The organism is Plantactinospora sp. GCM10030261, from assembly GCF_042666615.1.
Taxonomy (GTDB): domain Bacteria; phylum Actinomycetota; class Actinomycetes; order Mycobacteriales; family Micromonosporaceae; genus KBS50.
The window spans coordinates 171391-198070 of the sequence record NZ_JBHTDD010000004.1; the positions used below are offsets into that span (position 1 = coordinate 171391).

The 26680-nt window shown below is 71.3% G+C and carries 26 protein-coding genes and 1 tRNA gene; 21 read left to right on the forward strand and 6 right to left on the reverse strand.

Annotated features, from left to right (window positions below; translation table 11 throughout):
- Nucleotides 1-65 precede the first annotated feature (65 nt).
- The 3 genes from ACFQUZ_RS07255 (at nucleotide 66) to ACFQUZ_RS07265 (ending at nucleotide 1279) form a co-directional block, all read left to right on the forward strand.
- A complete protein-coding gene (locus tag ACFQUZ_RS07255; RefSeq protein ID WP_377439205.1) occupies nucleotides 66-503 on the forward strand; it encodes a DUF3052 domain-containing protein in 438 nt (145 codons plus the stop codon).
- A gap of 81 nt (nucleotides 504-584) precedes the next feature.
- Nucleotides 585-1052 (forward strand): peroxiredoxin, encoded by a 468-nt coding sequence (locus ACFQUZ_RS07260; RefSeq protein WP_377439207.1) that lies wholly within the window; start codon nucleotides 585-587, stop codon nucleotides 1050-1052.
- Between the two features lie 155 nt (nucleotides 1053-1207).
- Nucleotides 1208-1279 (forward strand) — tRNA-Val (locus ACFQUZ_RS07265).
- A gap of 97 nt (nucleotides 1280-1376) precedes the next feature.
- Here ACFQUZ_RS07265 and ACFQUZ_RS07270 read toward each other — a convergent pair.
- The 3 genes from ACFQUZ_RS07270 to ACFQUZ_RS07280 form a co-directional block, all read right to left on the reverse strand.
- Nucleotides 1377-1799, reverse strand: a complete 423-nt coding sequence (locus tag ACFQUZ_RS07270) for a PIN domain-containing protein (protein ID WP_377439209.1) — start codon at nucleotides 1797-1799, stop codon at nucleotides 1377-1379.
- A gap of 9 nt (nucleotides 1800-1808) precedes the next feature.
- The gene (locus ACFQUZ_RS07275) at nucleotides 1809-2006 is read right to left on the reverse strand and encodes a type II toxin-antitoxin system VapB family antitoxin (RefSeq protein ID WP_377439212.1); all 198 of its coding nucleotides are present in this window, start codon (nucleotides 2004-2006) and stop codon (nucleotides 1809-1811) included.
- 210 nt (nucleotides 2007-2216) lie between these two features.
- A complete protein-coding gene (locus tag ACFQUZ_RS07280) occupies nucleotides 2217-2807 on the reverse strand; it encodes a dihydrofolate reductase family protein (protein ID WP_377439213.1) in 591 nt (196 codons plus the stop codon).
- A 149-nt stretch (nucleotides 2808-2956) separates the two neighbouring features.
- Between ACFQUZ_RS07280 and ACFQUZ_RS07285 the strand changes: the two genes are divergently transcribed.
- The 4 genes from ACFQUZ_RS07285 to ACFQUZ_RS07300 all read left to right on the forward strand — a co-directional run bounded on the left by ACFQUZ_RS07285 (nucleotide 2957) and on the right by ACFQUZ_RS07300 (nucleotide 6081).
- Nucleotides 2957-3697, forward strand: coding sequence for a metallophosphoesterase (locus ACFQUZ_RS07285; protein WP_377439214.1), 741 nt, complete (start codon nucleotides 2957-2959; stop codon nucleotides 3695-3697).
- Between the two features lie 162 nt (nucleotides 3698-3859).
- Entirely contained in the window at nucleotides 3860-4342 is a 483-nt protein-coding gene (locus ACFQUZ_RS07290; RefSeq protein WP_377439216.1) for a VOC family protein, read from the forward strand.
- Between the two features lie 114 nt (nucleotides 4343-4456).
- On the forward strand, nucleotides 4457-4756 hold the full coding sequence (locus tag ACFQUZ_RS07295) for a hypothetical protein (RefSeq protein ID WP_377439217.1): 300 nt from the start codon (nucleotides 4457-4459) through the stop codon (nucleotides 4754-4756).
- A 200-nt stretch (nucleotides 4757-4956) separates the two neighbouring features.
- Nucleotides 4957-6081, forward strand: coding sequence for a polysaccharide pyruvyl transferase family protein (locus ACFQUZ_RS07300; RefSeq protein WP_377439219.1), 1125 nt, complete (start codon nucleotides 4957-4959; stop codon nucleotides 6079-6081).
- A 25-nt stretch (nucleotides 6082-6106) separates the two neighbouring features.
- Here ACFQUZ_RS07300 and ACFQUZ_RS07305 read toward each other — a convergent pair whose 3' ends face one another.
- Nucleotides 6107-6310: a hypothetical protein gene (locus tag ACFQUZ_RS07305; protein WP_377439220.1), complete on the reverse strand. Its 204-nt coding sequence runs from the start codon at nucleotides 6308-6310 to the stop codon at nucleotides 6107-6109.
- Between the two features lie 104 nt (nucleotides 6311-6414).
- Here ACFQUZ_RS07305 and ACFQUZ_RS07310 point away from each other — a divergent pair, with 104 nt between their 5' ends.
- The 3 genes from ACFQUZ_RS07310 to ACFQUZ_RS07320 all read left to right on the forward strand — a co-directional run bounded on the left by ACFQUZ_RS07310 (nucleotide 6415) and on the right by ACFQUZ_RS07320 (nucleotide 12329).
- Nucleotides 6415-8067 carry a right-handed parallel beta-helix repeat-containing protein gene (locus ACFQUZ_RS07310; RefSeq protein WP_377439221.1) on the forward strand — a complete coding sequence of 551 codons (1653 nt, stop codon included), beginning with the start codon at nucleotides 6415-6417 and terminating at the stop codon, nucleotides 8065-8067.
- A 126-nt stretch (nucleotides 8068-8193) separates the two neighbouring features.
- Nucleotides 8194-11373 carry a DEAD/DEAH box helicase gene (locus ACFQUZ_RS07315; protein WP_377439222.1) on the forward strand — a complete coding sequence of 1060 codons (3180 nt, stop codon included), beginning with the start codon at nucleotides 8194-8196 and terminating at the stop codon, nucleotides 11371-11373.
- Nucleotides 11370-12329 carry an SWIM zinc finger family protein gene (locus ACFQUZ_RS07320; protein ID WP_377439224.1) on the forward strand — a complete coding sequence of 320 codons (960 nt, stop codon included), beginning with the start codon at nucleotides 11370-11372 and terminating at the stop codon, nucleotides 12327-12329. Before ACFQUZ_RS07315 ends, ACFQUZ_RS07320 begins: the two co-directional genes overlap by 4 nt.
- A 5-nt stretch (nucleotides 12330-12334) precedes the next feature.
- Here ACFQUZ_RS07320 and ACFQUZ_RS07325 read toward each other — a convergent pair whose 3' ends face one another.
- Complete coding sequence (locus tag ACFQUZ_RS07325; protein ID WP_377439226.1) at nucleotides 12335-12592, reverse strand: DUF3040 domain-containing protein; 258 nt, start codon at nucleotides 12590-12592, stop codon at nucleotides 12335-12337.
- Nucleotides 12593-13072: 480 nt separating this feature from the next.
- Here ACFQUZ_RS07325 and ACFQUZ_RS07330 point away from each other — a divergent pair, with 480 nt between their 5' ends.
- From ACFQUZ_RS07330 to ACFQUZ_RS07345, 4 genes are read left to right on the forward strand one after another with little or no spacing between them, the layout of a single operon-like run.
- On the forward strand, nucleotides 13073-15262 hold the full coding sequence (locus tag ACFQUZ_RS07330) for a DUF1800 family protein (protein WP_377439228.1): 2190 nt from the start codon (nucleotides 13073-13075) through the stop codon (nucleotides 15260-15262).
- 8 nt (nucleotides 15263-15270) lie between these two features.
- Nucleotides 15271-16653 carry a DUF1501 domain-containing protein gene (locus ACFQUZ_RS07335; protein WP_377439231.1) on the forward strand — a complete coding sequence of 461 codons (1383 nt, stop codon included), beginning with the start codon at nucleotides 15271-15273 and terminating at the stop codon, nucleotides 16651-16653.
- The gene (locus ACFQUZ_RS07340; RefSeq protein ID WP_377439234.1) at nucleotides 16650-18059 is read left to right on the forward strand and encodes a ferric reductase-like transmembrane domain-containing protein; all 1410 of its coding nucleotides are present in this window, start codon (nucleotides 16650-16652) and stop codon (nucleotides 18057-18059) included. Before ACFQUZ_RS07335 ends, ACFQUZ_RS07340 begins: the two co-directional genes overlap by 4 nt.
- A 28-nt stretch (nucleotides 18060-18087) precedes the next feature.
- A complete protein-coding gene (locus ACFQUZ_RS07345; protein WP_377439238.1) occupies nucleotides 18088-18690 on the forward strand; it encodes an FMN-binding protein in 603 nt (200 codons plus the stop codon).
- A 50-nt stretch (nucleotides 18691-18740) separates the two neighbouring features.
- On the opposite strand, the gene ACFQUZ_RS07350 is transcribed toward ACFQUZ_RS07345, so the two are convergent.
- A complete protein-coding gene (locus ACFQUZ_RS07350) occupies nucleotides 18741-19421 on the reverse strand; it encodes a bifunctional DNA primase/polymerase (RefSeq protein WP_377439241.1) in 681 nt (226 codons plus the stop codon).
- Nucleotides 19422-19653: 232 nt separating this feature from the next.
- Between ACFQUZ_RS07350 and ACFQUZ_RS07355 the strand changes: the two genes are divergently transcribed.
- From ACFQUZ_RS07355 to mctP, 7 genes are all read left to right on the forward strand, one after another.
- Complete coding sequence (locus tag ACFQUZ_RS07355; RefSeq protein ID WP_377439244.1) at nucleotides 19654-20883, forward strand: helix-turn-helix domain-containing protein; 1230 nt, start codon at nucleotides 19654-19656, stop codon at nucleotides 20881-20883.
- Nucleotides 20880-21446 (forward strand): flavoprotein, encoded by a 567-nt coding sequence (locus ACFQUZ_RS07360; protein ID WP_377439247.1) that lies wholly within the window; start codon nucleotides 20880-20882, stop codon nucleotides 21444-21446. Before ACFQUZ_RS07355 ends, ACFQUZ_RS07360 begins: the two co-directional genes overlap by 4 nt.
- 107 nt (nucleotides 21447-21553) lie before the next feature.
- The gene (locus tag ACFQUZ_RS07365) at nucleotides 21554-22549 is read left to right on the forward strand and encodes a Nif3-like dinuclear metal center hexameric protein (protein ID WP_377439432.1); all 996 of its coding nucleotides are present in this window, start codon (nucleotides 21554-21556) and stop codon (nucleotides 22547-22549) included.
- Nucleotides 22546-23286 carry a zinc ribbon domain-containing protein gene (locus tag ACFQUZ_RS07370; RefSeq protein ID WP_377439250.1) on the forward strand — a complete coding sequence of 247 codons (741 nt, stop codon included), beginning with the start codon at nucleotides 22546-22548 and terminating at the stop codon, nucleotides 23284-23286. The genes ACFQUZ_RS07365 and ACFQUZ_RS07370 overlap by 4 nt, the downstream gene beginning before the upstream one ends.
- On the forward strand, nucleotides 23283-24470 hold the full coding sequence (locus ACFQUZ_RS07375) for a bifunctional RNase H/acid phosphatase (protein WP_377439253.1): 1188 nt from the start codon (nucleotides 23283-23285) through the stop codon (nucleotides 24468-24470). The genes ACFQUZ_RS07370 and ACFQUZ_RS07375 overlap by 4 nt, the downstream gene beginning before the upstream one ends.
- Before the next feature lie 372 nt (nucleotides 24471-24842).
- The gene (locus tag ACFQUZ_RS07380) at nucleotides 24843-25007 is read left to right on the forward strand and encodes a DUF3311 domain-containing protein (RefSeq protein ID WP_377439435.1); all 165 of its coding nucleotides are present in this window, start codon (nucleotides 24843-24845) and stop codon (nucleotides 25005-25007) included.
- A 5-nt stretch (nucleotides 25008-25012) separates the two neighbouring features.
- The gene (gene mctP, locus ACFQUZ_RS07385) at nucleotides 25013-26668 is read left to right on the forward strand and encodes a monocarboxylate uptake permease MctP (RefSeq protein ID WP_377439438.1); all 1656 of its coding nucleotides are present in this window, start codon (nucleotides 25013-25015) and stop codon (nucleotides 26666-26668) included.
- Nucleotides 26669-26680: the final 12 nt, after the last annotated feature.

A 26680-nucleotide genomic window follows, 5' to 3' on the forward strand; every position in this document is an offset into this window, starting at 1 on the left:
GTGTGAACTCTGCCTGTCGGCGTCGACCTGACGCCGAGGCAGCTGAGATGAGGAGGCACGCGACAGTGAGCGCGACCGCGGGTCAGGCCGCCGACGGGGTGCGGAGCCTGGCGGACCGGTTCGGCATCGAGCCGGGGATGGTCGTCATGGAGATGGGGTACGACGACGACGTCGACCAGGATCTCCGGGACGCCCTGACGGACCGGTGCGGCGAGTTGGTCGACGAAGACACCGACGAGGTGGTCGACACGGTGCTGGTGTGGTACCGGGACGGCGACGGTGACCTCTTCGAACTGCTCGTCGACGCCCTCGGCCCGCTGGCCGACAACGGCGTGGTGTGGCTGCTGACCCCCAAGGCGGGTCGGGAGGGCCACGTCGAGCCGAGCGAGATCAGCGAGTCGGCCCCCACGGCTGGCCTCCAACAGACCTCGACGATCAACGCCGGCAAGGACTGGAGCGGTGCCCGTCTGGTGCTGCGCCGGGGCAGCAAGGGCAAGAAGTAGGCGCGGTGTCCCCGGGTGCCGGCCGGTCCGGTCGGCGCCCATGGCAGGCTGGGGACCTACCGTGACTACCAAGGAGCTCGCATGCCGATCGAGGTAGGTGCCGAGGCGCCGGACTTCGTCCTCAAGGATCAGAACAACCAGGAGGTCCGGCTGTCGGACCTGCGTGGCAAGAAGACCGTGCTGCTGGTTTTCTACCCGCTCGCCTTCACCGGTGTCTGCCAGGGTGAGCTGTGCGAGGTGCGGGACAACCTCAACGAGTACGTCAACGACGACGTCCAGGTGCTCACCGTGAGCGTCGACTCGGTCTACAGCCACAAGGTCTGGGCCGACCGGGAGGGTTACCAGTTCCCGCTGCTCAGCGACTTCTGGCCGCACGGAGCGGTGGCCCAGGCGTACGGGGTGTTCAACGACGTGGCCGGCATCGCCAACCGGGGCACCTTCGTCATCGACAAGGCCGGCGTGGTCCGGTTCGCCGAGATGAACATGCCCGGCGAGGCGCGCGACCAGCAGGCGTGGCGCAAGGCCCTGGCGGAGGCCGCGGCGGCCTGATGGCTCCTCGGCGCCGGTGCCGTGAATGGCCCGACGCCCTCGGCGGTCGGCCCTGGCGCTGCCGTCGGGGCGTTGACCGGCGCTGGCGCCTTCGGCGGTCGGCGGCGGGCAGGGTAAGCTTTCCGCCGCCGGCCGCCTTGGTCAGAGGTGGTCCCGGGCGCGTAGCTCAGTGGGAGAGCACTCGCCTTACAAGCGAGGGGTCGCAGGTTCGAAACCTGCCGCGCCCACACTCCGACCAGCAACGGAAACGGCCCGCCGGATGACCGGCGGGCCGCCTCGTCTCAGTTGTCGTCTCAATCGGTCTTCCACAGCAGGCCGGATCAGCTAGCGACCTGGTGACTTGCCCGGAGGCGTTATCCACCGGGTGCGCAGGTCCGGCGCAACCACTGCGATGTCGTCGAAGTCGTGGTCATGGTGTACCAACACGGCATCGTGGTCTGCGGCAACCGCTGCGATGATGAGATCCGGGATGGGCTTCCGGTGCATACCGGCAGCCAGCATGCTTTCTTGTAGTTTCACGGCTGCGGCGAGGGTGTGATCACTCGTCTCCAACCACACGCATTGGTCCCGCAGATAGGTCTTGAGCCGTCGGTGATCGGTGGGGTTGCGGGCGGAGTACAAGATTTCGAGTTCGACGATCGCGCAGGTAGCCAGCACGCCGGTGATGGCCATGGTCTCGAACGTTCGTCGAGCACCCATGTCGCGCCGGGCGAGTTCGTGCGCAGACTTGTCGAGTAGGAACAGCATCGCGTGGTGTCAGGCCGCCCGCCAAGCTTGGGTCGGATCTTCCTCGCCCATGTCCAGCTCGGCAAGCAGGTCAAGGTAGGCGGCCGTGCGCTTGCGGGCCGCAGCTAGCCGTAGCGCCTCGTTAACGGTCGCCACCTTGGTGCTGGTGCCCAGCTCCGCCGCGGCGTCGGCCAGCGCCTCGTCGTCCAAGTCGATCACGGTCCGCATCTCAACCCCCTGCTGATATCAAATGATGTCCGGTAACGATATCAGGAATGGTGAACGAGATCGTTCGATCAAGCACCAGGCCAACGCCCGACCTACCGGGTCGTCGGTATGGCCTGGGGACACTGCAACGCTTCGTCCCTGGCGGTCGGCGCGCGACAAGCCGACGACAGGCGGGCGCCGTGCCCCTCGCCCGCCGCGCCGCCGCGATGCTCAGGCGCCCGCCATGGCGTACGTCGCGATGATGACGCCGGTCGTCGTCACCTGGCTCCCGGTGAGCCGTAGCTGCCGGAGGGTGCCGCCGCCGGGGAAGATGCCCTTGCCGCCGCCGACGAGCACCGGCTCGATGAACAGTCGCAGCTCGTCGACGAGGTCGTTCTCGATGAGCGTCCGGGTCAGTTGGGAGCTGCCGACGACGTGGATATCCCCGCCGTCGTCCTGCTTCAGCGACGTCACGGCCTTGACCACATCGCCGTGCAGGACAGTGGAGTTCTGCCACGCCAGCGGTTCGGTGAGCGTCGTCGAGACGACGTACTTCGGCCGGTTGTTGAGTGCCTCGGCGAGCGTGGCCAACGCCTCGGGGGCGGTCGGCCAGAACGACGCGAAGATCTCGTACGTGCGGCGGCCGAACAGGAACGCGCTGGTCTCGACCGTGGTCCTGGTGACCCAGTCCGTCGAGATGTCGTCGATGTGCCGCATGTGCCAGCCGCCGTGCCGGAAGCCGCCGTCGCTGTCCTCCCCGTCGTAGCCGGGGGCCTGAACGACCCCGTCGAGGGTCATCCACTCATCCGCGATCAGTTTCATGTCAGCCGTACCTCCAGGATCGGAGCGGAAGATTGTCGCTGTCATAGACCGACCGGCCGGTCGGAACTCATCGGTCGCGTCCGCGAACAGGGCCACCTGTGAGGGGATTGGCCATCGTAGGGGACGGGGATGCGTGCTGGAATCGCCACATGCTCGTTATCGCGCATCTCAGCGACACGCATCTGGACGGCGGCGACCGGGCCGCCGACCGGACGACCCGGGTGATGGCGTACCTGAACGACCTGGCACAACCGGTCGACGCGGTGCTGGTCACCGGGGACATCGCCGACCACGGCAAGCCGGCCGAGTACGAGGAGGCACGCCGGCTGCTCGAAGCCCCGTACCCGGTGTTGCACTGCCCGGGCAACCACGACGAACGCGCCGCGTACCGCGAGGTGCTGCTGGACCGGCCGGACGGCGCCGCGCCGATCAACCAGGCGCACCGGGTGGCCGGCGCGGTATTCGCGCTGTGCGACTCGACCATCCCGGGCCGGGACGACGGTCTGCTGACCGACGAGACCATCGCCTGGCTGGAACGGCTGCTCGCCGAGACACCCGCCGACACACCGGTCTTCGTCTGCTTCCACCACCCGCCGGTCACGCTGACGATCCCGTACGTCGATGGCATCCGGCAGTTCGGCGAGGGCCGGCTCGCGGAACTGGTGGCGGGGGATCCGCGGATCGTCGCGCTGCTGTGCGGCCACGCGCACACCCCGGCGGCCACCACCTTCGCCGGCAAGCCGCTGCTGGTGGCGCCCGGGGTGGTGTCGACCACCGTGCTGCCCTGGGAGCGGGGTGATCTGGTCGATCTCGACCATCCGCCCGCGGTCGCGTTCCACGTCCTCGACGACGAGGGACGACTCACCACCCACTACCGGGTCGTACCCTGAGCCCGACGGCGTCAGCGACGTCGACGGCAGCCAGGGCAACGCTCGGAAGAATTTTCCAACCGTGTCCTGTGGCGGTGTTCCTTGTTCGACGCGTAGGTGAGGCGGCTGCCGGCCGGCGCCGCCGAAGCGGTGGGACCGATCGGGTCCGACGAAGGGAACGACATGTCGCAGCAGATCACCCCGTACCTGTGGTTCGACGGACAGGCGGAGGAGGCCGCCACCTACTATGTCTCGGTTTTCGACGACGGCCGGATCCTGAACGTCCAGCGGTACGGCGAGGGCGGTCCCGCTCCCGCCGGCACCGCCATGATCGTGGAGCTCGAGCTGAACGGGCAGCGGTTCATCGCGCTGAACGGTGGACCGCAGCACACGTTCAGCGAGGCCGTCTCGTTTCACGTGAGCTGCCGGGAGCAGTCCGAGGTGGACCGCCTGTGGAAGCAACTCACCGCCGACGGCGGCGAACCCGGCCAGTGTGGCTGGCTGAAGGACCGGTGGGGGCTCTCCTGGCAGATCATCCCCGTCGCCCTGCCGGAAATGCTTGGTGACTCCGATCCCGAACGCGCCGGGCGGGTGGTGCGCGCGATGCTCGGGATGCAGAAGATCGACATCCAGGGACTGCGGGACGCGTACGACGGGCGGGACTGACCCGCCGGCCCGCCCGCACGGGGCCGTTGTCGGGCCGGGACCGGCGGCTCCCCGTCGCCGGTCCCCGCCGCGGTGGTCTGTTGCCGGTCTCGTCCACTCGTGCACAATTCGACGATGGACGATCCGCGTCTTCCCGCCCTCACCCGGGCCGAGCAGGACCTGGTGGAGCACTACCTGCGGTTGGTGGACTTCGTCGGCCGGGCCAACCCCGCCGCCGAGACCGGCCACTTCGACGTCATGCGCTGCGTCCTCGCCGCCCAGGGCATCCTCGCCGAGGCCCGCGCCCTGCTGGTGGCGGCTGAGACGATGCGCGAACGCGGGGAGACCGAGGTCTTCGCCGACACGCTGGCCCGCGCGATGCGGGTGCTCGACGGGGAACGCCGTACCGCCCGGGTCCTGCTTCCGCCCGAGTGAGCGCGGTGTCCCCGGCGGTTGCCCACGTCCTCCCGCACCCGTGATCTTGCACTTTCGGCTCGGGAAACTAGGAACTAAAAGTGCAAAACGACAGCCCAAGGTGCAAGATCGCGGAGGCCAGGAAGGGCGCCAGGGCGAGGTGGGGCGGGGGAGGCCGGGAGCTGGGACATGAGCCGCGCCGTTTGGGGAACGCGGCCGGCATGCCGCGCACCGGCCCGGTCATCGGGGTCCTCGGATCGTACGGCGGTCGGAACCTCGGTGACGAGGCGATCCTCACCGGGTTGCTGGCCGACGTGTGGGCCCGGCGACCCGACGCCCGGATCGTGGTGTTCTCCCGCGACCCGGCGCACACCCTGGCCACCCACCCCGGCGTGCTTGCCGAACCCTGGGAGGGGGTCAGCCGGAACGACTCCGGCGCCATCCTCGACCGGCTCGACCTGCTCCTGCTCGGCGGCGGCGGCATTTTGTACGACAGCGAGGCCCGCCGCTACCTCCGGCTCGTCCTGTCCGCCCAGGAACGCGGCCTGCCCGTCTGCACGTACGCGGTGGGCGCCGGCCCGCTCACCGAATCACTCGACTGCACGATGGTGCAGGAGACGCTCAGCGCCGCCGTCGAGGTGACGGTCCGCGACTCGGAGTCCCGGCTGCTCGTCGAGGAACTCGGCGTCACCCGACCGGTCACCGTCACAGCCGACCCGGCGATGCTGCTGGAGCCGGAGCCGTTCCCCGCCGACCTGCTCCACGAGGAGGGGATCCGTCCGGCTGGCCGGCTCGTCGGCATCAGCGTCCGGGAACCCGGCCGGGCCGCCGTCCAGCTCGACGTGGACGGCTACCACCGGCTGCTCGCCCAGGTCGGCGACTTCCTCGTCACCCGGCTCGACGCCGACGTGGTGTTCGTCCCGATGGAACACGACGACATCAGGCACTCGCATGGCGTGCTGTCCCACATGGTCGCCGCCGCCCGGGGCCGGATCCTGCACAACAGCTACCGGCCGCGCCAGTTGCTCGGCCTGATGCGGCATTTCGACCTGGCGGTCGGCATGCGCCTGCACTTCGTGATGTTCGCCGCCATGGCCGGCGTCCCGCTGCTTCCCCTGCCGTACGCCGGCAAGGTCTTCGACTTCGCCCAACGCATCGGCGCACCCACCCTGCGCGGTGTGGAACGCGAGGTCGAGGGCCCGCTGCTGGCCGAGGTGGACCGGTTGTGGGACGAGCGCGACAAACGCGTGGCGGACACCGCCGAACGGGTCGCCGAACTCCGCCGCCGAGCCACCGCCACCGGCGAACTCATCGGTCCCGTCCTGACCGGCCTCAACACCTGCTGAGATGCTCGGTGGGCGGGGCACGACCTCAGGTGGCCGGTCCCCGCCAGCGGTAGCACCACGGCCCGTCCGAACTCGTGCTCTCCAGCTCGTAGATGTCCGCGTGGGCCAGGCCCCCCTCGCCGAGCCAGTGATGGGTGAGCGGAGGACGGCCGGTCGGATCCAACTCGACAGTGATCACCTCACCGTCGGCCGGACCGTCCGCCAGCCGCACCCGTGTCGTCGACGCCATGCCCTCATCGTGCCCGTTATCCCACGCCAGAAACGGGAAACGCGGCGGGCGAGGCAGCCGTACCCGGGCCGGGAGGTCCGTACCGGAGCGGAAGGGAGACCGCGATGGCCCGGTCCACCGCCGAGGCGTACGACGTCCGCCGCGTCGACGCCCGCGAGCATGGACTGGTGGGTGACGGCGTCACAAACGACCAGCCGGCGCTTGCCGCGCTCGTGGACCGGCTCGGTGCCGCCTACGCGGCCGACGGCCGGCCCCGGGCCATCTACTGCCCACCCGGCGACTACGCGATCCGCGATGGCGGCACCGTGTGGCGCAGCGGCGTGTCCCTGCTCGGCGCCGGCATCGGCGTCACCCGCTTCCTGCTCGCCAACCCCGCGGACCCCAGCCAGCCCACGCCGCTGGCCTGGTTCACCACGCTCCAGCACGGTGCCTCCCGGGACAACCACATCGCCGACTGCACCTTCGCCAGCTTCGAGATCGACGGCTCCGGCGTCCAGATGGCCCGGTACAACTACCTCGCCAAAGGGCTCGGGCTGCAGTACGTGCTGCGTGGACGGTTCCGCGACCTCTACATCCACGACACCGGCGCGACCGGGCTGGGCTGCGACTTCCTCCAGGACACCGTCATCGACGCGGTGGTCACCGAACGGTGCGGCCGGCTCGACAACGGGCAGCAGATGGGCGGTGCCGGTATCGGCGTCGGCATCGGCGGCTGGGGCACCAGCGAACGGCTCACCATCACCGCGTGCAGCACCATCGGCAACGGCACCAACGGCATCTTCGTGGAACTCCAGAAGAACTACTGGACGCCCCCACGCGGCATCCGGATTCTCGGCTGCCACTCCGAGGGCAACCGGTTCGGCATCTCGGACTGGGGCGCCGACGGCCTCATCGTCACGGGCTGCACCATCCTCGACAACCTGGAGGCCGGATACGACGTCTCCGCAAAGGGAACCGCCGGCGTCGCCGGCCGCGGCGGGATCCTCGCCGACTGCGTCATCGACGCGAACGCCGAGGACGGCGTCAGCATCGGCAACACCCCCGGGCCGTACCTGGTCCGTGGCAACCGGATCAGCCGCAACGGCCGGTACGGCTACCGCCAGCACAACCTCTCCGGAAACGTCGACCAGCCGGCCCGGGGCATCGTGATCGACGGCAATGACATCTGGGGCAACGGGCTCGACGGCGTACACGTCGACGCCGACCTCACCGACGGCGCCATCGTCGGCAATCGCCTCCACGGCAACGGCCGGCGGGTCGAACCGGCCGGCACCGCCGACGGTGGAACCACCCGGTACGAACGTGGCAGCATGACCGACTGCGCGGCGAACTGGCGCCCCGACGGCCAGCTCGGCAAGCGACTGACCGTCGGCAGCCAGACCGCGACCGTGGTGGGCAACGACCGCACCACCCTGACTCTCGCCCCGGTACGCCCCGGAGTGACCACCGCCTGGCGTGGCACGGCACCGGCCGACGGCACCGAATACCACCTGCCCGACCCGCCCGCCTGGCGGGCCGGGATCACCATCGCCGCCGCCACCGTCGGTCTCACCGTCCGCGGCAACCGGATCTGGGACGACGGCGACCCGCCCACCCAGACCGACGGGCTGTGGCTCACCGATGCCGGCAGCTGCGTCGACGCCGTGGTCGAGGACAACGATCTGGCCGGCAACGCCCGGGCCGGGTTGCGGTTGGACAACCCACCCGAGGGCGGCCGTTGGCACCGTAACCACGGCGTCGCGGGTCGAGCCGACTGAAACCCGAACTCAGGTACGGTCCCGGCCGCGCGGGAGACTCGCGGTATTTCGCCGGTGCCCCGGGGTCAGCCGGAACCAGGTGTTAGAAAGGGACCCTTCCGTAACTGGCGACACAGGGGGTCCTCCTTGCGAGTGGTGCACGGGGTGTGGCGGCCCGGCGGCCGGCTGATGCTGTGGGGCGAGGACTCCACCCTGCCGGCCACCCCTCCCCGGCGCCCCGGCCGGCCGCCCCGCGAGCGCCCCCACCCCTACGCCTGCGGCCACCAGACCCTTGTCGACCAGCTCGGCGACCTCGCCGCCAAGGCCGTCACCGGCAGTGCCGCGCTGACCCTGCCCACCCGAGCCGGAGCGCCCGTCGACTCCCCGGAACTCGTCCGCGACGAACCCCCCGACACCGGCCGTGCGGCGCCCACCCTGGCCCGCTGGCGGGTACCCACCCTCGACTACGACGCCGACCAGGCACTCGCTGTCCTGGCAGCCAGCGCGGCCGGGATGGCCGGTGGGCCCCCCGGTGCGGCCGGTGCTCCAGGCAGCACCTCCGGCCCCGCCCTCGCCAGCCAGGGCGGGACCCTGCGCCACCTCGCGGAACTCGCCGGTTTCGCGGAGGAACTGGTCCGCCGCGGTCGGGTCCTGCCGGGTCTGATCATCGAACCGGACACCGCCCGCGCCGCCTGGCGACCCGTACTCACCGGCGCCGACGCCGCGTGGGCCCGCCACCTCGCCGCCGCGCTGCCACCCGCGGCCCGCGCCGCCGACCCCGACACCCCGCTCGCCGCGCTCGTCGCAGACGCGCTGGACACCCTCACCGACGCCGCCGCCCGAGCCGCCCTGGAGGGGGTACGACTCGTGCCCGCCGGCCGGTCCGGCGGCCAGGACGCGACCGTCCACGCCTGGCTGCGCGCCCTCACCGGTGACCAGCGAACCGTCCGGGCCGGTGCCGCCCCGCTCGCCGCCCTGGCCCGCGAACTCGACGACTGGCAACGGGACGCCGCCGGCAGCCCGATCCGCGCCTGCTTCCGGCTCGTCGAACCGGCCGAGGACGCCCCGGACGATCTGGAAGCGCCGGCCGAGGACGCGTCGACCGAGCAGGGCGCCGAGCCGGCCGGGCCGGATGCCGACCCGGCCGGCGGTGCGGGCTGGCGGGTCGAATTCGCCCTGCAGCCCGCCGACCAACCCGGCGCCCAACTCGCCGCCGACCACATCTGGACCACCGGCGACGTGCCGGAGCCCTTCGCCGGCACGCTCGCCTCCCCCCGGGAGACCCTGCTCACCGAACTCGGCCGGGCCAGCCGGCTCTGGCCGGAACTCACCGACGCCCTCCGCGTCGCCGCGCCCACCGCCGTCGACCTCGACACCGAGGGCGCCCACCGGTTCCTCCGCGACGCCGCCCCGGTGCTGCACGCCGCCGGCTTCGGCGTCCTGCTGCCCGGCTGGTGGCGCGAGCCGGGCGCCCGGCTCGGCGCCCGGCTGCGCGCCGGCACCCCCACCGCCCCCGGCGCCGTCACCACCCGCAGCGCCCTCGGCCAGAACTCGCTCGTCGACTACGAGTGGGAGGTCGCCCTGGGCGACCAGCCACTTACCGAGGACGAACTGCGCTCGCTCGCCGCGCTGAAGACCCCGCTGGTCCGGCTGCGCGGCCAGTGGGTCGAGCTGGACGCCAAGCGACTCAAGGCGGGCCTCAAACTGATCGGCTCGCGGGGCCGGATGACCGTCACCGACCTGCTGCACCTGGCCCTGACCAACCGCGACGAGCCGGACGCGCTGCCGGTCACCGCGGTCACCGCCGAGGGACCGCTCGGTGACCTGCTCTCCGGCCGACTGGACCACCATCTGGCGCCCGTCGATCCGCCCCCCGAATTCGTCGGGAAATTGCGCCCATATCAACAGCGCGGGCTTTCCTGGCTGTCTTTCCTGCAATCTCTGAAATTGGGCGGCATTCTAGCGGACGACATGGGATTAGGCAAGACTATTCAGCTACTTTCTTTGGTGGCGGGCGACGACGCCGCGACGAGGACCGGGCCGACGTTGCTGATCTGCCCGATGTCGCTGGTCGGCAACTGGCAGCGGGAGGCCGTCAAGTTCACGCCGGGACTGCGGGTGCACGTACACCATGGGTCGGAACGGGCGCGGGGGGCGGCGTTCGCGGCGGCGGTGCGGGACGCGGACGTGGTGGTGACGACGTACAGCATCGCGGCGCGGGACGCGGCGGCGCTGGCGGCGGTGGACTGGCATCGGATCGTGGTGGACGAGGCGCAGGCGATCAAGAACGCGGCGACCCGGCAGGCGGAGGCGGTGCGGTCGCTGCCGGCCCGGTACCGGATCGCGATGACCGGTACGCCGGTGGAGAACCGGCTGGCCGATCTGTGGTCCATCATGGAGTTCGCCAATCCGGGACTGCTCGGCCCGGCGTCGTCGTTCAGGAAGAGCTACGCCGAGCCGATCGAGCGGCACGGTGACGCGGCGGCGGCCGAGCGGCTGCGCCGGATCACCGGCCCGTTCGTGTTGCGTCGCCTCAAGACCGACGCGTCGATCATCTCCGATCTGCCGGAGAAGCTGGAGATGGAGGTGCTCTGCAACCTGACGGCCGAGCAGGCGTCGCTGTATCAGGCGGTGCTTGACGACATGCTGGACCGGATCGAGCGGAGCGAGGGGATCGAGCGGCGGGGTCTGGTGCTCGCCACGATGACCAAGCTGAAGCAGGTGTGCAACCATCCGGCGCAGTTGTTGCGGGACGGTTCGGCGTTGCCGGGCAGGTCCGGCAAGCTGGCGCGGCTGGAGGAGATCGTCGAAGAGGTGCTGGCGGTGGGGGAGAAGGCCCTGCTGTTCACCCAGTACGCGGAGTTCGGCGGGATGTTGCGGGCACACCTGTCGGCGCGTACCGGTCGGGAGGTGTTGTTCCTGCACGGCGGGGTGGGCAAGGCGGCCAGGGACGACATGGTGGCCCGCTTCCAGGCGGGGATGGATTCGGCCGACGGTCCGCCGTTGTTCGTGTTGTCGCTCAAGGCCGGCGGTACGGGGTTGACGCTGACCGCCGCGAACCATGTGGTGCATGTGGACCGGTGGTGGAATCCGGCGGTGGAGGATCAGGCGACGGACCGCGCGTTCCGGATCGGGCAGCGGCGGGCGGTGCAGGTACGCACGTTCGTCTGCGCCGGCACGGTCGAGGAGAAGGTCGCTACGCTGATCGCGGACAAGCGAGGACTGGCCCGCCAGGTGGTGGGGTCGGGGGAGCAGTGGCTGACCGAGTTGTCCACCGGGCAGTTGCGGGAGTTGTTCGCCCTGGACGCGGGGGCGGTGGTGGAGTGACCGACTTCGCCGACTTCGGCCCGCGTCGGCGGGTGGACGGCGGCCTGCGGGCCAGGTCGACGCGGGGGACGATCGGGAGTTCCTGGTGGGCGCGCCGGTTCGTGGAGGTGCTGGAGTCGTTCGCGTTGGGCACCCGGTTGACCCGGGGCCGGTCGTACGCACGCTCGGGCCAGGTGCTGGCGCTGACCATCGAGCCGGGTGTGGTGACGGCGTCGGTGCAGGGTTCCCGACCGAAGCCTTACGCGGTGCGGATCGGTCTGGCCGCCTTCGGGGAACCGGTGTGGGCGCGGGTGGAGAAGCTGCTGGCGGCGCAGGCGTTGTACAACGCGCGAATGCTGGCCGGTGACCTGCCGCCGGAGTTGGAGGAGGTGTTCGCCGGGGCGGGGGCGGCGCTGTTTCCGGCGTCGGTGGACGAGTTGGCGATGCGGTGCAGCTGTCCCGATTTCGCGGTGCCGTGCAAGCATCTGGCCGCGACGTTCTACCTACTGGCCGAGGCGCTGGACGCGGATCCGTTCCAGTTGCTGCGGTGGCGGGGCCGCAGCCGCGAGCAGTTGCTGTCCCGGTTGCGGGCGGCGGCGCCGGGGGCGACCGCGACCGCGACCGGTTCCGCGACGCGGTCCGCTGCCGGTTCCGTCGCGCCTGGCGTGCGGCCGGGTACGGCACCGGGTCCGGCCGGTCCGCCGGAACGGGTCGCCGGTTCCGCCGCGGGGGCCGGTGCGGCACTTGGCGATCTGGCGGAGGTCGGGTTGGCCGACGCGGTGGGCCGGTTCTGGCATCCGCCGGTGCCGCTGCCCCGGCGACCGGCGAGTGTGCCTGCCGGGGCGGATCTGTTGCTGCGCCAGCTCGGCTCGCCGGGGCGGGTGCTGGGCGGGCCGGGGCTCACCGAGCGGCTACGGCGCGCGTACGAGAGGTTCGCTGTCGAACGGGACGGACCCGAGGGTCCGCCCGTGAGATGAGCGGTTCAGCGTCGTCGGCGGCGGATCTGCCACACCAGGGCGGCGTTGCCCAGCAGGATCAGCGCGTACACGGCACCGGTGACTCCGCCGGCCACCACGGCGAGGGCTGGTACGGCCGTCCAGAGCGCGATGGTGAGGGCCATCATGAGACGTCTGCGGCGGATCCGGTGCCGGTCGTCCAGCCGGGCGAAGAACCTGGGGTCGGACGCCCGAAGTTCCCGGGTGATCTGTTCGAACCGGATCTGATCCTCTTTGCTGAGCATGGCGCTGGCCTCCCCCGTGGCCGGTGAACCAGGTCGAGGCGGGGTTACCCGGCGTGGCACGGGTCACGCTCCTCCTCGCCCTGCTACTTCGGGCCGAGCGCTCGATGGTTCGCGGTGCCGGTGAAGGGACGTACGAGGCGCACCAGGTGTTGAGGTTTGGCTTAGCCGTACCTTAATTTTTCCTTTGCTGGCGTAACGCCCGCCTTGTGGTCTCGTTTGAGCGGACGCGCGGAAACGTGCGGATCTCCTCACATCGTGCCTGGCTGGTGGGTCTGCCCGCTACCGGCCGGTAGACCGGCCCGCGCGGGCGCCGATGAGAACCGCCTTAAGTGCCCATCGCGGTAGCAATCCATTGACCTTGAAGCAGTTCGGACACTTGGCTACGTTGCCCTGGCAACCCCCTCCAGCAGCTTCGTCGCACCACCATCCGCCGCCCGTGACGGCGGTGCTGGCGCGCCCCCTCACCAATGGGATTGGTACATGGCCGACCATTTTGTGCCACCACACCGGCGTGACGAACGTCAGTGGGACGGCCGAGAGCAGCCGCCCCAGTACGGCTACCACGATCATCAGAGCGGACCGGCCCACTCGTGGGCGGAACGGACTGGAGCGGTGTATGCCGATGGTCCGTCCTACGAGGATCAGGGTTACCCCGGTCCGGCGGCCCATCCGCAGTCGCCGGCGGGTCCGGCGTACCAGCCGGCGAGCTACCGGGAGCCCGGCGCCTACCAGCCGGCCGGTTACCCGGAGCGCGGCGCCCACCAGCCGGCCGGGGCGTACCCGGGGTACGAACCGCAGCGCGGTCCACAGTGGGTCGGTCCGGATGGCCTGGGTGCCCGCGGGACGGACGGGCGCGGTCCGGCGGCGGCGCTGCCGGACCTGGCGGACGTCGACGACGACGAGCGCACCGTGGCACGCCGCAAGGCGCTCGTCGCCTTCGGCGGCACGGCCGCCGTGGTGGTCGGCGGTGCCGCCCTGGCCATGTCGCCGCTCGGCCGCAGCGCGACCGACAAGCTGTTCGGCGGCGGTGAGGACGCGGTGGCGGCGGGCAGCACCCCGGCCGGTGCGGCCGGTCAGCAGCCGAGCACGGTGCGGACGTACACCGAGCAGAACGAGAGCTACATGGGTTCGCGGGCCGGTGAGGCCCTCAAGCGCAACTCGCCGACCACCGGGCAGCTCTTCGGCAGCCCGGCGGAGGCGGCGAGGCGGACCCAGGTCACCGTCAAGACCGTGCTGGCCAAGGACCCGGTGCGCCACCTGGCGAGCCGGGCCACGTTCGGGCCGACGCCGAAGGTGCTCGCCGACATCAGGCGGATGGGTATCGACGCCTGGCTGCGCCAGCAACTCGACGCCGACAAGATCGCGCCGAGCAAGGCGGAGCTGAAGCTCGCCGAGCTGCCCACCCTGAAGATGACGCCCACCCAGCTCAAGGCGCAGCGCGACAGCCTGCGTGACCGGGGCATCCGGGCCGACCAGGAGTACATCGACGCCACCATCGCGCGGCAGATCTGGTCGGACCGGCAGCTCTTCGAGGTGATGGTGGACTTCTGGAACGACTTCCTGCACGTCGGGCCGGAGTTCGACAACTCCGACCTGGTGCGCGGGGCGTTCGACCGGGACGTCATCCGCAAGCACGCGATGGGCAACTACGCCGACATGCTGGTGGCGGCGAACCGGCACCCGGCACTGCTGATCTACCTGAACCAGACCCAGTCGTCCAAGGACGAGATCAACGAGAACCTGGCCCGGGAGAACCTGGAGCTGTACTCGGTGGGGGTGGACGGCGGCTACAAGGAGGCCGACGTCAAGGCCGCCGCCAAGCTGCAGACCGGCCGCACGATCAATAAGGACTTCGAGTACGTCTACCAGCCCGGCCGGCACTTCGTCGGCAAGGTGAAGATCCTCGGCTTCACATCCGCCAACAACACGGCCGAGGGTGGCGAACAGGCCAGCGAGGCCTACTTCCGCTACCTGGCCAACCACTCGTCGACCGCGCGGTACGTGGCGCAGAACCTGGCCACCCGGTTCGTCTCGGACACCCCGCCGAAGGCGCTTGTGGACCGGTTGGCGAAGACGTACACGGCGAACAAGACGGCGATCAAGCCGGTGCTGATGACGCTGTTCTGCTCGTCCGAGTTCTGGGCGGCGGTGGGCCAGAAGGTGCGCCGCCCGATGGAGTATCTGGTCGCCACCTACCGGACGCTCGGTGTCTCGCCGGAGCCGTCCGCCGGTTACCAGGCGGGGGACAGCAAGCGGCCCGCGTTCGCCTCGGGCCTGTCCGGGATCCGGCGCAAGATGGTCGAGCTCGGCCAGTTCCCGACCGGCCAGCCGACCCCGGACGGGTACCCCGACGTGTTCGTCGCCTGGACCTCGGCCGGCACCATGATCAACAGTTGGAACGAGGCCGCGACGCTCATCGACGGCCAGCGCAAGGAGTTCTCGTACGCCAAGCCTCAGCAGCTGGTGGGCAAGGCGCCGGCCACCGCCGGGGCGTACGTCGACGCGCTGGCCAAGCGGCTGGTGCACCAGACCCTGTCCGCCAAGGAGAAGGCGCTGATCCTGAGCATCGCCGGTGTCCCGGCGAGCGCCAAGGTGGACGCCGCGTTCCTCGGGGCCGTGCCGGCGATCGCGCGGGCGCTCCTCGCTTCCCCCCAGCACCACCTCCGGTGAGGCCCGAGATGGAGAAGATCGTGCACTCGTTCCCCCTGCACCCCGACTGCCCGGACCTGCGCCGGCTGGGCCCCAACCGCAGCGAGGCGCTGTTGCGCGCCGAGGCCGCCGCGGTCGAGGCGGAGAACGCCGCGGAGCGGGACCGCTACCGGCGGCTCAACGATCTGGAGGAGCAGCAGCAGGACGGTCGTGGGGTCACCCGCCGCACCTTCGTCGCGGGCACGGCCGCGACCGTCACGGCACTGGCCACCAGCCAGTTCGTCTCCACCCAGGCGTCGTTCGCGGCGACCAAGACGGGCACCCTCATCCACGTCTTCCTGTACGGGGGTCTGGACGGGCTGAGCCTGGTGGCGCCGGCCGACGACCCGGTGCTCCGGAAGTCCCGGCCCGACCTGCTGTTGGGCAACGACTCGGTGGCGCTGGGCCGCGGCTTCCAGATGAGCAAGGCGTTCGCGCCGCTGGAGGGCTACCTGGCCAAGAAGCAGCTGGCGTTCGTTCCGGCGGTCTCCGACCCGCGGTTGTCGCTTAGCCACTTCCAGGCCCAGGACGCCTGCAACCTCGGTGGCCTGCCGGGGGAGACCGGCGGCCGTGGTTGGCTGGACGCCCTGGTCGACGCGCTCGGCCCGGGCACCGCGTTCCGCAGCGTGGGCATCGGCAGCACGCTGCCCCGGTCGCTGGTGGGCACCAACGGCGCCATCTCGCTGAACAGCGTCGGCGCGTTGACCCTGCGCGGCGACCGGCGCTACACCGACGCCACCGAGAAGGCGATCAAGGGCCTGTTCACCGACATCAACCACCCGGTGGAGGAGTCGGTGCAGGCGGGCCTCAGCGCCCTCGGCCTGGCCAAGAAGCTGGCGGCCACGGAGTACACGCCGGCGAACGGCGCCACGTACGAGGGATCCGTCGGCCGGTCCTTCCGGGAACTGGCGCGGCTCATCAAGGGCGGCGCGAACGTCCGGGTGGCGACCATCGGCACCGGCGGCTACGACACCCACGAGAACCAGGGCCCGCGCGAGGGTGGGCAGTTGTTCCGCCGGCTGAACGACCTGGCCCAGGGGATGGCCGACTTCTTCGCCGACCTGGGCGAGCTGTCCAAGGACGTCACCATCCTGGTGTCCAGCGAGTTCGGTCGCCGGGTCGCCTCCAACGGCGGTGGCACCGACCACGGCCACGGCGGCGTGGTGACGCTGCTGTCCGGCAAGCCTCTGTCCGGCCCGGTGCTCGGCACCTGGAACGGGCTGAGCACGCTGGACAACGGCAACGTTCCCGAGTTCAACAACATGTTCAACGTGTACGGATCGGTGGCGCAGGGCCGGTTCGGCCTGACGAACGCCCAGGTGGACAAGCTGTTCCCCCGGCAGAAGTACGCCCCCATGAAGATCTACGGGTGACGTACCAGCTAGCTCCGTCGGCGGGCCGCCGGGCCGGGACCTCGTCCCAGGCCGGCGGCCCCGTCGGCGTACCCGAGCCGCCAGCCCGGCGCGGTCCGGTGGGGCGGTGGTTCGTCGTCACCGTGTTCTGGCTGGGCCTGGTGGCGAGCGTGCTGCCGTGGTGGTGGCAGACGGCGGACGGCTCGTTGACGGGTCCCGGCGTCGCGTTGACCGCCGCCGGCCGGATCACCGGCCTGGTCGCCGGTTACCTGCTGCTGACGCAGGTCCTGCTGATGAGCCGGCTGCCGGTGCTGGGCCGGTTGGCCGGCGCGGAGCGGCTGGCCCGCTGGCACCGGGACGTCGGCGCCACCCTGCTGGTCGCGGTGCTGGCGCACGCGGCGCTGATCCTGGTCGGGTACGCCCGGATGGAGCGCAACTCGCTGCTGGACGAGGCGACCGTGCTGCTGCGGGACTACGAGGACATGCTGTCCGCGTTCGCCGCCGCCGGCATCCTGGTGGTGCTCGGCCTCACCGGGATCCGGGCGATCCGTACCGCGGTGCCCTACGAGCTGTGGCACTGGCTGCACCTGAGCAGCTATCTCGTGCTGCTGCTCGGCTTCGGTCACCAGTTCGCCAACGGACAGCAGCTGTTCCGGCCGGGACCGGTGCGTACCTGGTGGATCGTCATGTACGTGGTGGTGCTGGCGGCGCTGGCCTGGGGACGGGTGGTCGCGCCGTTGATCTTCAATCTGCGGCACCGGCTCGAGGTCGCCGACGTGGTGGCGGAGAGCCCGGACGCGGTGTCGGTGTACCTGACCGGGCGGCGCCTGGACCGCGTCCCACACCTGGGCGGTCAGTACTTCCGGTGGCGGTTCCTGGCGCCGGGATACTTGTCGCAGTCGCACCCGTTCACCCTCTCGGCGGCCCGCAACGGGCGGTGGCTGCGGATCACCGTCAAGGTGGTCGGCGGGTACACCGCCGAGCTGCGTGACCTCCGGCCGGGCACCCGGGTCTGGGCGGTGGGTCCGTCGGGCACCTTCACGGCCGCGCACCGTCGCCGGGACCGGGCCCTGCTGATCGCCGGCGGCAGCGGCATCACACCGATCCGGGCGCTGCTGGAGGAGTTGCCACCGGGCGCCGCGGTGGTCTACCGGGCCCGTACCCCGGCCGAGGTGTTGCTGCACCGGGAGCTGGACTGGTTGGCCGAGGCGCGTGGCGACGAGCTGTGGTACGTGATCGGCTCGCGGGAGGATCCGGGGCCCCGCCAGGTGCTCAGCGCGCGCGGGTTGCGGCACCTGGTGCCCGACCTGACGGAGCGGGACGTCTACCTGTGCGGGCCGCCCGGGCTGGTGTCGTCCGCGGTGACCGCGCTGCGCCGAGCCCGGGTGCCGCGCCGGCAGATCCATCTGGCCACTTTCGAGTTGTGACGTCCCCGTAACCCCGAAAGGACGGAACGTGCGTCGCGCCCTGTTCGCCATCGCCGGCCTGGCCGCCGGAACGACGCTACTTGTGGTTCTCAAGAGCGGGCCGGCGGCGACCGCCGGAACCGAGGACGTCCCGGCCGGGCTGGCCCGGGAGGCCGGTGCCGCCGGACCGGACGGGTCGCCGGGCGCGGTGCCGCCCGGCCAGACCCCGGCACCCGGGGAGCCGGCCGCCGCCGACCCGACCGGCAAGCCGGGACCGGCGGCGAGCCGTACGCCGGCCGCCCGGCAGACCGGCAAGACGCCCAGCGGCTCCCGTACCAGCTCCGCGCCGGCGAAGCCGAGCGGACCGCGCACCGTCTTCGGCACGACGGCCAAGGCGGACTCGTACGGCGTCGTCCAGGTGCAGATCACGGTCTCGGGGAGCACCGTCACCGCGGTCCGCGCCGTCGAGCTGCCGTTCGAGACGCCAACCTCGGAGCAGAAGAGCGCCTCGGTGCGTAACGCGTACGAGTCGCAGGGCAAGGCGCTGGCCTACGCCACCGGGCGGACGGCCACCCTGGACACGGTTTCCGGGGCCACCGCCACCAGCGGCGCCTACCGGAGGTCCCTGCAGGCGGCGCTCGACCAGGTGTGAGTCGGGTGCCGGCGGCGGTGCCGGTCAGTGGCCCCGCCAGCGGCGCCGGGTCAGTAACCCCGCCGGGGGGCCGGTAGTTGGGCGGTGAGCAGCGACACCGGCGTCGCGGGGGTGACCGCGCGCAGGGCGTCGACCAGGATCTCCTGGACCGAGTACGGGTCGGGCAGCCGCCAGCGGTTCTCCTCGGGTGCGACCGCCCAGCGCACCGTTCCCTCCGGCAGCCGGGTGGGCGGTGCCGGGATCCACGAGCCGACCCCGTGGCGTACCACGTAGAGACACTGGTCCAACTCGGGTCGCAGCGGCTCGCCCGGCTGGACCAGGAAGATCCACCGACCGCTGGGGGTCACCGCCACGGGACCGCGACCCTCGGCCGCGGTCTCGGTCCGCCCGTACGGCCGGGTCGCGTCCAGTACGCGTTGGCCCAGGTAGGCCGGCACCTCGATGGCGTCGAAGGCTCGCCCGGTGGCGAGCAGGACGCCGTGCGGTCGGACCCGCCACCAGGTGGCGACCCGGGCGGGATCGGCGGTGGCCGACCGTTCCCAGTCCTCCAGGGCGGGATGGCAGCCGGTCGTCGGGCAACCGACCCGACCGCAGACGAACCGGTGTCGGGCCAGGCAGGCACCCGGCGTCACGTCCCAACCGTGTGCCGCGTAGCGCACGGCGATCCGACGCAGCCGGACCCGCTCCAACGCCGCCAGCTCCATGATCGGCGGTCGAACACTGCCCCACATCTACTCGGACACCCCACTCTCGAATTCGAATTTGTCGACCAAGAGATCGATTCCCGTCACCAGTAGCGCGGGGGATCGTTGTCTCAGGCGAAACGTCGGTTGCAAGTTGCATGCAAGCTACGGGGGTGATGCGGTCCAATGCCGCACAGGTGGTGCGACTGCCCTCAATGCGAGCAAAAAGCCGCATAGTTGTCAGGGGTCGGAAGTGGCGGATACAGGGGAGGGTGGCCTCGTGGACGAATTGCCCATCGGGCGCCGCGTGGCGTACTGGCGCGCCCGTCGGAGGATGTCCCAGCAGGTGTTCGCCGACCGGCTCGCCAAATCCAAGAGCTGGGTCGACAAGGTCGAGCGGGGGGTACGACGACTCGACAAGTTCTCGGTGCTGCACGAGATCGCCGACGTCCTGCAACTCGACGTGCAACTGCTGCTGGGGCGGGACCCGGAGCGCCGCACCGACGCGTTGAACTGTATCGACCAGATCGAGGTCGAGGAGATCCGCGCCGCGCTCGAGCGGTACGACTCGATGACCGCGTTCTTCGACGCCCCGCCGTACCCGCCCCCGCTCGACGAGATGCGCAAGGCGGTCAGTCACGCCTGGCTGACCTACCAGTACGCGCGGTACGGGGTGCTGACCCGGGCCCTGCCCAAGCTGCTGCGGGACGCCCAGGCGGCGGACGCCGCCTACTCCAGCGGCGACGACGCGATCATCGCGGCGCACCAACTCGGACAGGTCTACCAGATCGCCTCCTCCACGCTGCGCAAGCTGGGCGAGCACGAGCTGGCCTGGCTGGCCGCCGACCGGTCGATGGCGGTCTCCCAGCGGGCCGGCGACCAACTGCTGGCCGGGATCGCCACCTACCGGGTCGGTAACGCCCTGCTCGCCCTGGGCCGCGCCCGACCGGCCCTGGAGATCAACGTGAACATCGCCAACCGGTTGGCGCCGGGTGGCGAGAACGACGACCGGCCCGAGCGGCTGTCGGTGTACGGAATGCTGCTGCTCCAGGGCGCGATGGCCGCCGCCCGGATCGGTGACAGCGCCACGGTCCGAGACCTGATCAACGGTGCCGAGGAGGCGGCGGACCGGCTCGGCGGTGATCACAACCACTACTGGACCTGCTTCGGTCCGACGAACGTCCAACTGCACCGGGCCTCCGCCGCCGTGGAACTGGGCGAGGGGCGGCAGGCCCTGGACACCCACGACAAGATCGAGCCGGCCGAGTTCAACGCGCTGCTGCCCGAACGGCGGGCCCACCACCTGCTCGACGTGGCCCGCGGCTGCACCCAGGTCGGCGACGTCGAGAAGGCCGGCCAGTTGCTGATCGAGGGCGACCGGCTGGCCCCGTCCGAGATCCGCTGCCGGCCGCTGGCGCACGAGGTGATGTCGGACGTGTTGCGGCGGACCCGGGGGACTCCGCCGGCCCCGATCGCGGAGTTGGCGGAGCAGATGGGAGTCGGCGTATGACCGAGCCGGGACGGCGGGTGCTGTACGCCATCGGCTGCGGCTCGCCGTTGACCCGGAACCTCGGTCGGCTGGTGGCGGCGGGGCAGCGGGACGGTTGGGACGTCTGCGCGGTGCTGACTCCCGACGGGCGCAAATTCGCCGACGAACCGTCGCTGGCCCGGCAGTGCGGCCACCCGGTCCGCTGGGCCTACAAGAATCCCGGTGAACCCGATGTGCTGCCGCCGGCCGACGCCATGGTGGTGGCGCCGGCCACCGTCAACACGGTAAACAAATGGGCCGCCGGGATCACCGACACGCTGGCGCTGGGGCTGCTGGTGGAGGGCCAGGGCAAGGGACTGCCGATCGTGGCGATGCCGTTCACCAACGCCGCCATGGCCGCCCACCCGGCGTTCGTCGAGAGCCTCGCCCGGCTGCGTGCGTGGAACGTGACAGTGCTGTTCGGCGACGACGTCATGCCGCTGCACGCCCCCGGCACCGGCGAACGCCATCTCGACCACTTCCCGTGGGAGCTGGCGGTGGGCGCGCTACGCGCCCGGGCGGGCACCAACGGCCGCGTCCACTGAGCCGCGAGCGGGCCCGCTGGCCGGGTCATCCGGTCCGCGGCCGCCGGTGCCGCCGGCCGGCCGCTCCGCGGCCCGCGTCGGCGCCGGTAAGCTGGGCCGTCGTGAACATCTCCGGATCCGGTACGCCCACCAGCCTGGCCGAGGTGGTGGCGGCGTTGGACGACCGCTACCCACCGGCCTGGGCCGAGCAGTGGGACCGGGTCGGGCTGGTCGTCGGTGATCCCGCCGCCCCGGTACGCCGGGTCGTCTGCGTGGTGGACTGCGTACCGGAGACGGCCGACGAGGCGATCGACGCCGGTGCCGACCTCATCGTGGCCCACCATCCGCTGCTGCTGCGCGGCGTCTCCTCGGTGGCCGCCACCACGTACAAGGGCCGGATCGTGCATCGCCTGATCAAGCACGACGTGGCGCTCTACGTCGCGCACACCAATGCCGACGTGGCCAACCCCGGCGTCTCGGACGCCCTCGCCGCCCGGCTCGGGCTGACCGCCCTGCGCCCGGTACGGCCGGCCGAGGGAACGGCGGCTGGCGACGGCCGCGGATCGGGCCGGATCGGCAGGCTGCCGCGGCCGACCACGCTCGCCGAGCTGGCCCGCCGGGCCGCCACCGTCCTGCCGGCCACCGCATGGGGCGTCCGGGCGGCCGGCGACCCGGACCGCACCGTCGAGACACTGGCGGTGTGTGGCGGTGCCGGCGACTTCCTGCTCGACGCGGCCACTGCCGCCGGTGCGGACGCGTACCTCACCGCCGACCTGCGCCACCATCCGGCAAGCGAGCACGGCGCCGAGGGCGGGCCGGCGTTGCTGGACGCCGCCCACTGGGCGACCGAGCGGCCCTGGCTGGATGACCTCGCCGACTTCCTGCGGGCCGGCCGGGACCTGACCGTCACGGTGTCCGACCTGGTCACCGACCCCTGGACGGTGCACGCGGCCGGGCCGGAGCCGCGGATCGAGGTCGGCTCCCCGAGCCGCGCGATCGCCAACCGGGCGGCGCCGCCGCCGGATCCCACCGCACCCGAGCCGACCACCGCAGCGCGACCCGCCACCGAATCCGTACCCGCCGCAGACGCCGTTCCCCCCACCGACAAGGAGCCCGCCCCGTGAAGGCCGACCCGCAAGACCAGCGCCGCCTGCTCGACCTGCAGGCGATCGACACCGCGCTCGCCCAGCTCGCCCACCGCCGGCGGACGATGCCGGAGCACGCCGAGCTGGACGGGCTGGCCCGGGAACTGTCCGCGCTCGAGGACGAGCGGGTACGCGCCCAGGTGGCGGTCGACGACCTGGACCGGGACATCGCCCGGCTGGAGCGGGACGTGGAGCAGGTCCGCATCCGCAAGGACAAGGACCAGGCCCGGCTCACCGTCGGCACCGGCCCGGCCCGGGAGCTGGAGGCGTTGCAACACGAAATGGCCTCCCTCAACCGCCGGCAGACCGAGCTGGAGGACGCCGAACTGGAGCTGATGGAGCAGCGGGAGACCGCCCAGGGCGTACTCGACGGGGTCGAGCAGCGGCTGGCCACGGCGCGGGAGAAACGCGACGAGGTCGAGCGGCGCCGGGACGAGACGCTCGCCGGGATCGGCAAGGAGGAGGAGTTCAAGGTGGCGGCCCGCCGGCCGCTGGCCGCGGACCTGCCGGCCGACCTGGTCGCGCTCTACGACCGGATCCGCGAATCGGCCGGCGGGTTGGCCGCCGCGCTGCTGCGCGGCGGCCGGTGCGGCGGTTGCCGGCTGGATCTCTCGGGGGCCGACAAGGCGCGGATCCGGGCCGCGGATCCGGACGAGGTGGTGCGCTGCGAGGATTGCCGGCGGATCATGGTGCGTACCGCCGAGTCGGGCCTGTGACGGCGGGCGCTGCCCGGGTCGTCGTCGAGGCGGACGGCGGTGCCCGGGGAAATCCCGGGCCGGCCGGTTACGGGGCCGTGGTCCGGGACGCGGACACCGGTGAGGTGCTCGCCGAGCGGTCCGAGTCGATCGGCGTGGCCACGAACAACGTGGCCGAGTACCAGGGCCTGATCGCCGGCCTGGAGGCGGCGGCCGAGGTGGGCGCGGCCCGGGTCGCCGTGCGGATGGACTCCAAGCTGGTGGTGGAGCAGATGTGCGGCCGCTGGCAGATCAAGAACCCGGGCCTCCGGCCGCTCGCCGCCCGAGCCGCGGCACTTGTGCGCCGGTTCGACGGAGTCACCTTCGACTGGATCCCCCGGGACCGCAACCGGCACGCGGACGCCCTCGCCAACGCCGCGATGGACCTGGCGGCCGGGCGCGCCCCGGCTGTCGAACCGGAACGGACCGAGCGGCCGGCCACCGGTGGTCCGCGACCGGACACCGAGCGGGCCCCGTCCAGGGAGACGGTCGTACAGGGCTCCACCGCGCGTGGTTCCTGGGAGCCGCCGCCGGCGGACACGGCCACCCGGTTGCTGCTGGTGCGGCACGGCGAGACGGAGTTCACCGAGCAGCGGCGCTACTCCGGCCGCGGCGACGTGGCACTGTCCGCCCGGGGCGTCGAGCAGGCCCGGGTCACCGGTCCGCGGATCGCCGGCCTGGCCCCGTCCGTCGCCGCCGTGGTCACCTCGCCGTTGTCCCGGTGTACGGCGACCGGCGCGCTGATCGCCGAGGCGCTCGGTGGTCCGCCGGTGGTCACCGAGGACGACCTGATCGAGTGTGATTTCGGGGCCTGGGAAGGGCTGACGTTCGCCGAGGTGAACGAGCGGTGGCCGGTCGAGATGCGGGCCTGGCTCGGTTCGCCGGCGGTCGCCCCACCGGACGGCGAGTCGTTCGAGGCGGTGACCGAGCGGATCCGGCGCGTGCTGTCCCGGTTGCTGGCGACGTACGCGGGGGAGACCGTCGTGGTGGTCTCGCACGTCTCGCCGTTGAAGATCCTGCTGCGCGACGCGCTCGCGGCACGTGACGCGTTCCTGCACCGGCTGTACCTGGATCCGGCCGGCATCTCGGTGGTCGACGCCTGGCCCGACGGCGGTCTCGCGGTACGCGCGGTCAACGAGACCGCCCACCTGGGCCGGGTGTTCTGACGCGGGGAAGGCTCCTGCCAGGCACCAGACCCGCGCGCCTCGGGAGGCGGCCCCGGAGGCGTGCCGTTCGGCGCAGGACATCCGCCGTTCGGCGCATCGCCCCATTTCACTTGGCGCTCCGGTGTGGGTCGGGTCATAGCGTCCGGCCCGACCCAATCCATCAATGGCTCACCGGAGGTGTGGCAGATGAGCGAATCCCGTGCGGGGGGCTCGCCATCGGGGGACGAACCCGCCGAGCCGGCTCCCGCCCAGGACGCGTCCGCCGACAGTGCCCCGGCCGAGAGCGTGCCGGCCGGTAACGACGCGGGCGCGCCCGCCGAGACGACGGAGACGGCGCTCTCGGAATCGAAGGACCGCAGCCCCTGGAACTGGCTGCTCTTCGTGCCGATCATCGTGCCGCTGCTGACGCCCCTGTTCAATCACGACTCCCCCCGGCTGCTCGGGTTCCCCACGTTCTACTGGTTGCAACTCGCGTTCATCGCGCTCGGCGTGACGACCACGACGGTCGTCTATCAAATGACGAAGAAGCGGGGGTGACGGAGATGTGGCGGGACCATCTCACCGAGATCATCATCTTCACCTTGCTGTTCCTGCTGGTCAGCGCGATGGGATTCGTGGCCGCCCGGTGGCGCGCTCCGAACGACATGGCCCACCTCGACGAGTGGGGACTGGGCGGACGCAGCTTCGGCGGCTGGATCACCTGGTTCCTGATCGGCGGTGACCTCTACACCGCGTACACGTTCGTCGCGGTGCCAGCCCTCATCTTCGGCGCCGGTGCGGCGGGCTTCTTCGCTGTGCCGTACACGATCGTGATCTATCCGATGGTGTTCCTCGTGCTGGTCAGGCTCTGGTCGGTCTCGCACCGGCACGGCTTCGTGACACCGGCCGACTTCGTTCGCACCCGGTTCGGTTCGCCGACGCTGGCTCTGCTCGTGGCGATCACCGGCATCGCGGCCACCATGCCGTACATCGCGTTGCAACTGGTCGGGATCGAGGCCGTGCTGAAGACGATGGGAGTGACCGGGGAGAGCGCGATCGCCCGGCACCTGCCCATCATCATCGCGTTCGCCATCCTGGCCGCCTACACCTACCAGTCGGGGCTACGGGCGCCCGCCCTGATCGCCTTCGTCAAGGACACGCTGATCTACATCGTGATCCTGGTGGCGGTGCTGTACCTGCCGTACAAGTTGGGCGGTTGGGGGTCCATCTTCGACGCGGCGGACCAGAAGTTCCAGGCGTCGCCGAACCCGAACGACGGCATCCTGCTCAACGCCAACAACCAGTTGCAGTACATCACCCTGGCCTTCGGGTCCGCGCTGGCGCTGTTCCTCTACCCGCACAGTCTCACCGGCGTGCTGGCCAGCAAGAACCGCGACGTGATCAAACGCAACATGTCGGCGCTCCCCGCGTACAGCCTGCTGCTCGGCCTGATCGCGCTGCTCGGCTACATGGCCATCGCGGCCGACGTCAAGCCGCTGCCCGGCGCGAAGGCCGGCAGCACGGACAGCAACACGGTGGTCCCGCTGCTGTTCGACCAGCAGTTCCCGGACTGGTTCGCGGGCATGGCGTACGCGGCCATCGGCATCGGTGCCCTGGTGCCCGCGGCGATCATGTCGATCGCGGCGGCCAACCTGTTCACCCGCAACATCTACAAGGAGTACCTGAAGCGGGACGCCACGCCGGCGCAGGAGGCCAACGTCTCCAAGATCACGTCGCTGGTGGTGAAGGTCGGGGCGGTGGCCTGCATCGTCTTCCTCGACCCGCAGTTCTCCATCGACCTCCAGCTCATCGGTGGCGTGATCATCCTCCAGACGCTGCCGGCGGTGGCGCTCGGTCTCTACACCCGGTGGTTCCACAAGATCGGCCTGATCAGCGGCTGGGCGGTGGGCATGGCCCTGGGCATGTGGATGCTGTACCAGATCCCGAACGCGGCGACCGGGCGCAAGCACTTCGGCGGCTCCGCCTTCCCGCTCAGCGACTTCGGCGTCGACACCAAGAAGACGATCTACGTCGGGATCGTCGCGGTCCTGGTGAACCTGCTGGTCGCGGTGCTGGTTACGGTGGCCATGCGACGTGCCAAGGTGGCCGACGGGGTGGACGGCACCGCCCACGGCGACTACTTCGCCGACGAGGGCGACCCGCGGGTGACCCCGGGCCCCGCGAAGGGCGCCGAGGCGGCTCCCGAACCGGTCGCCTAGGAGTTACGGACG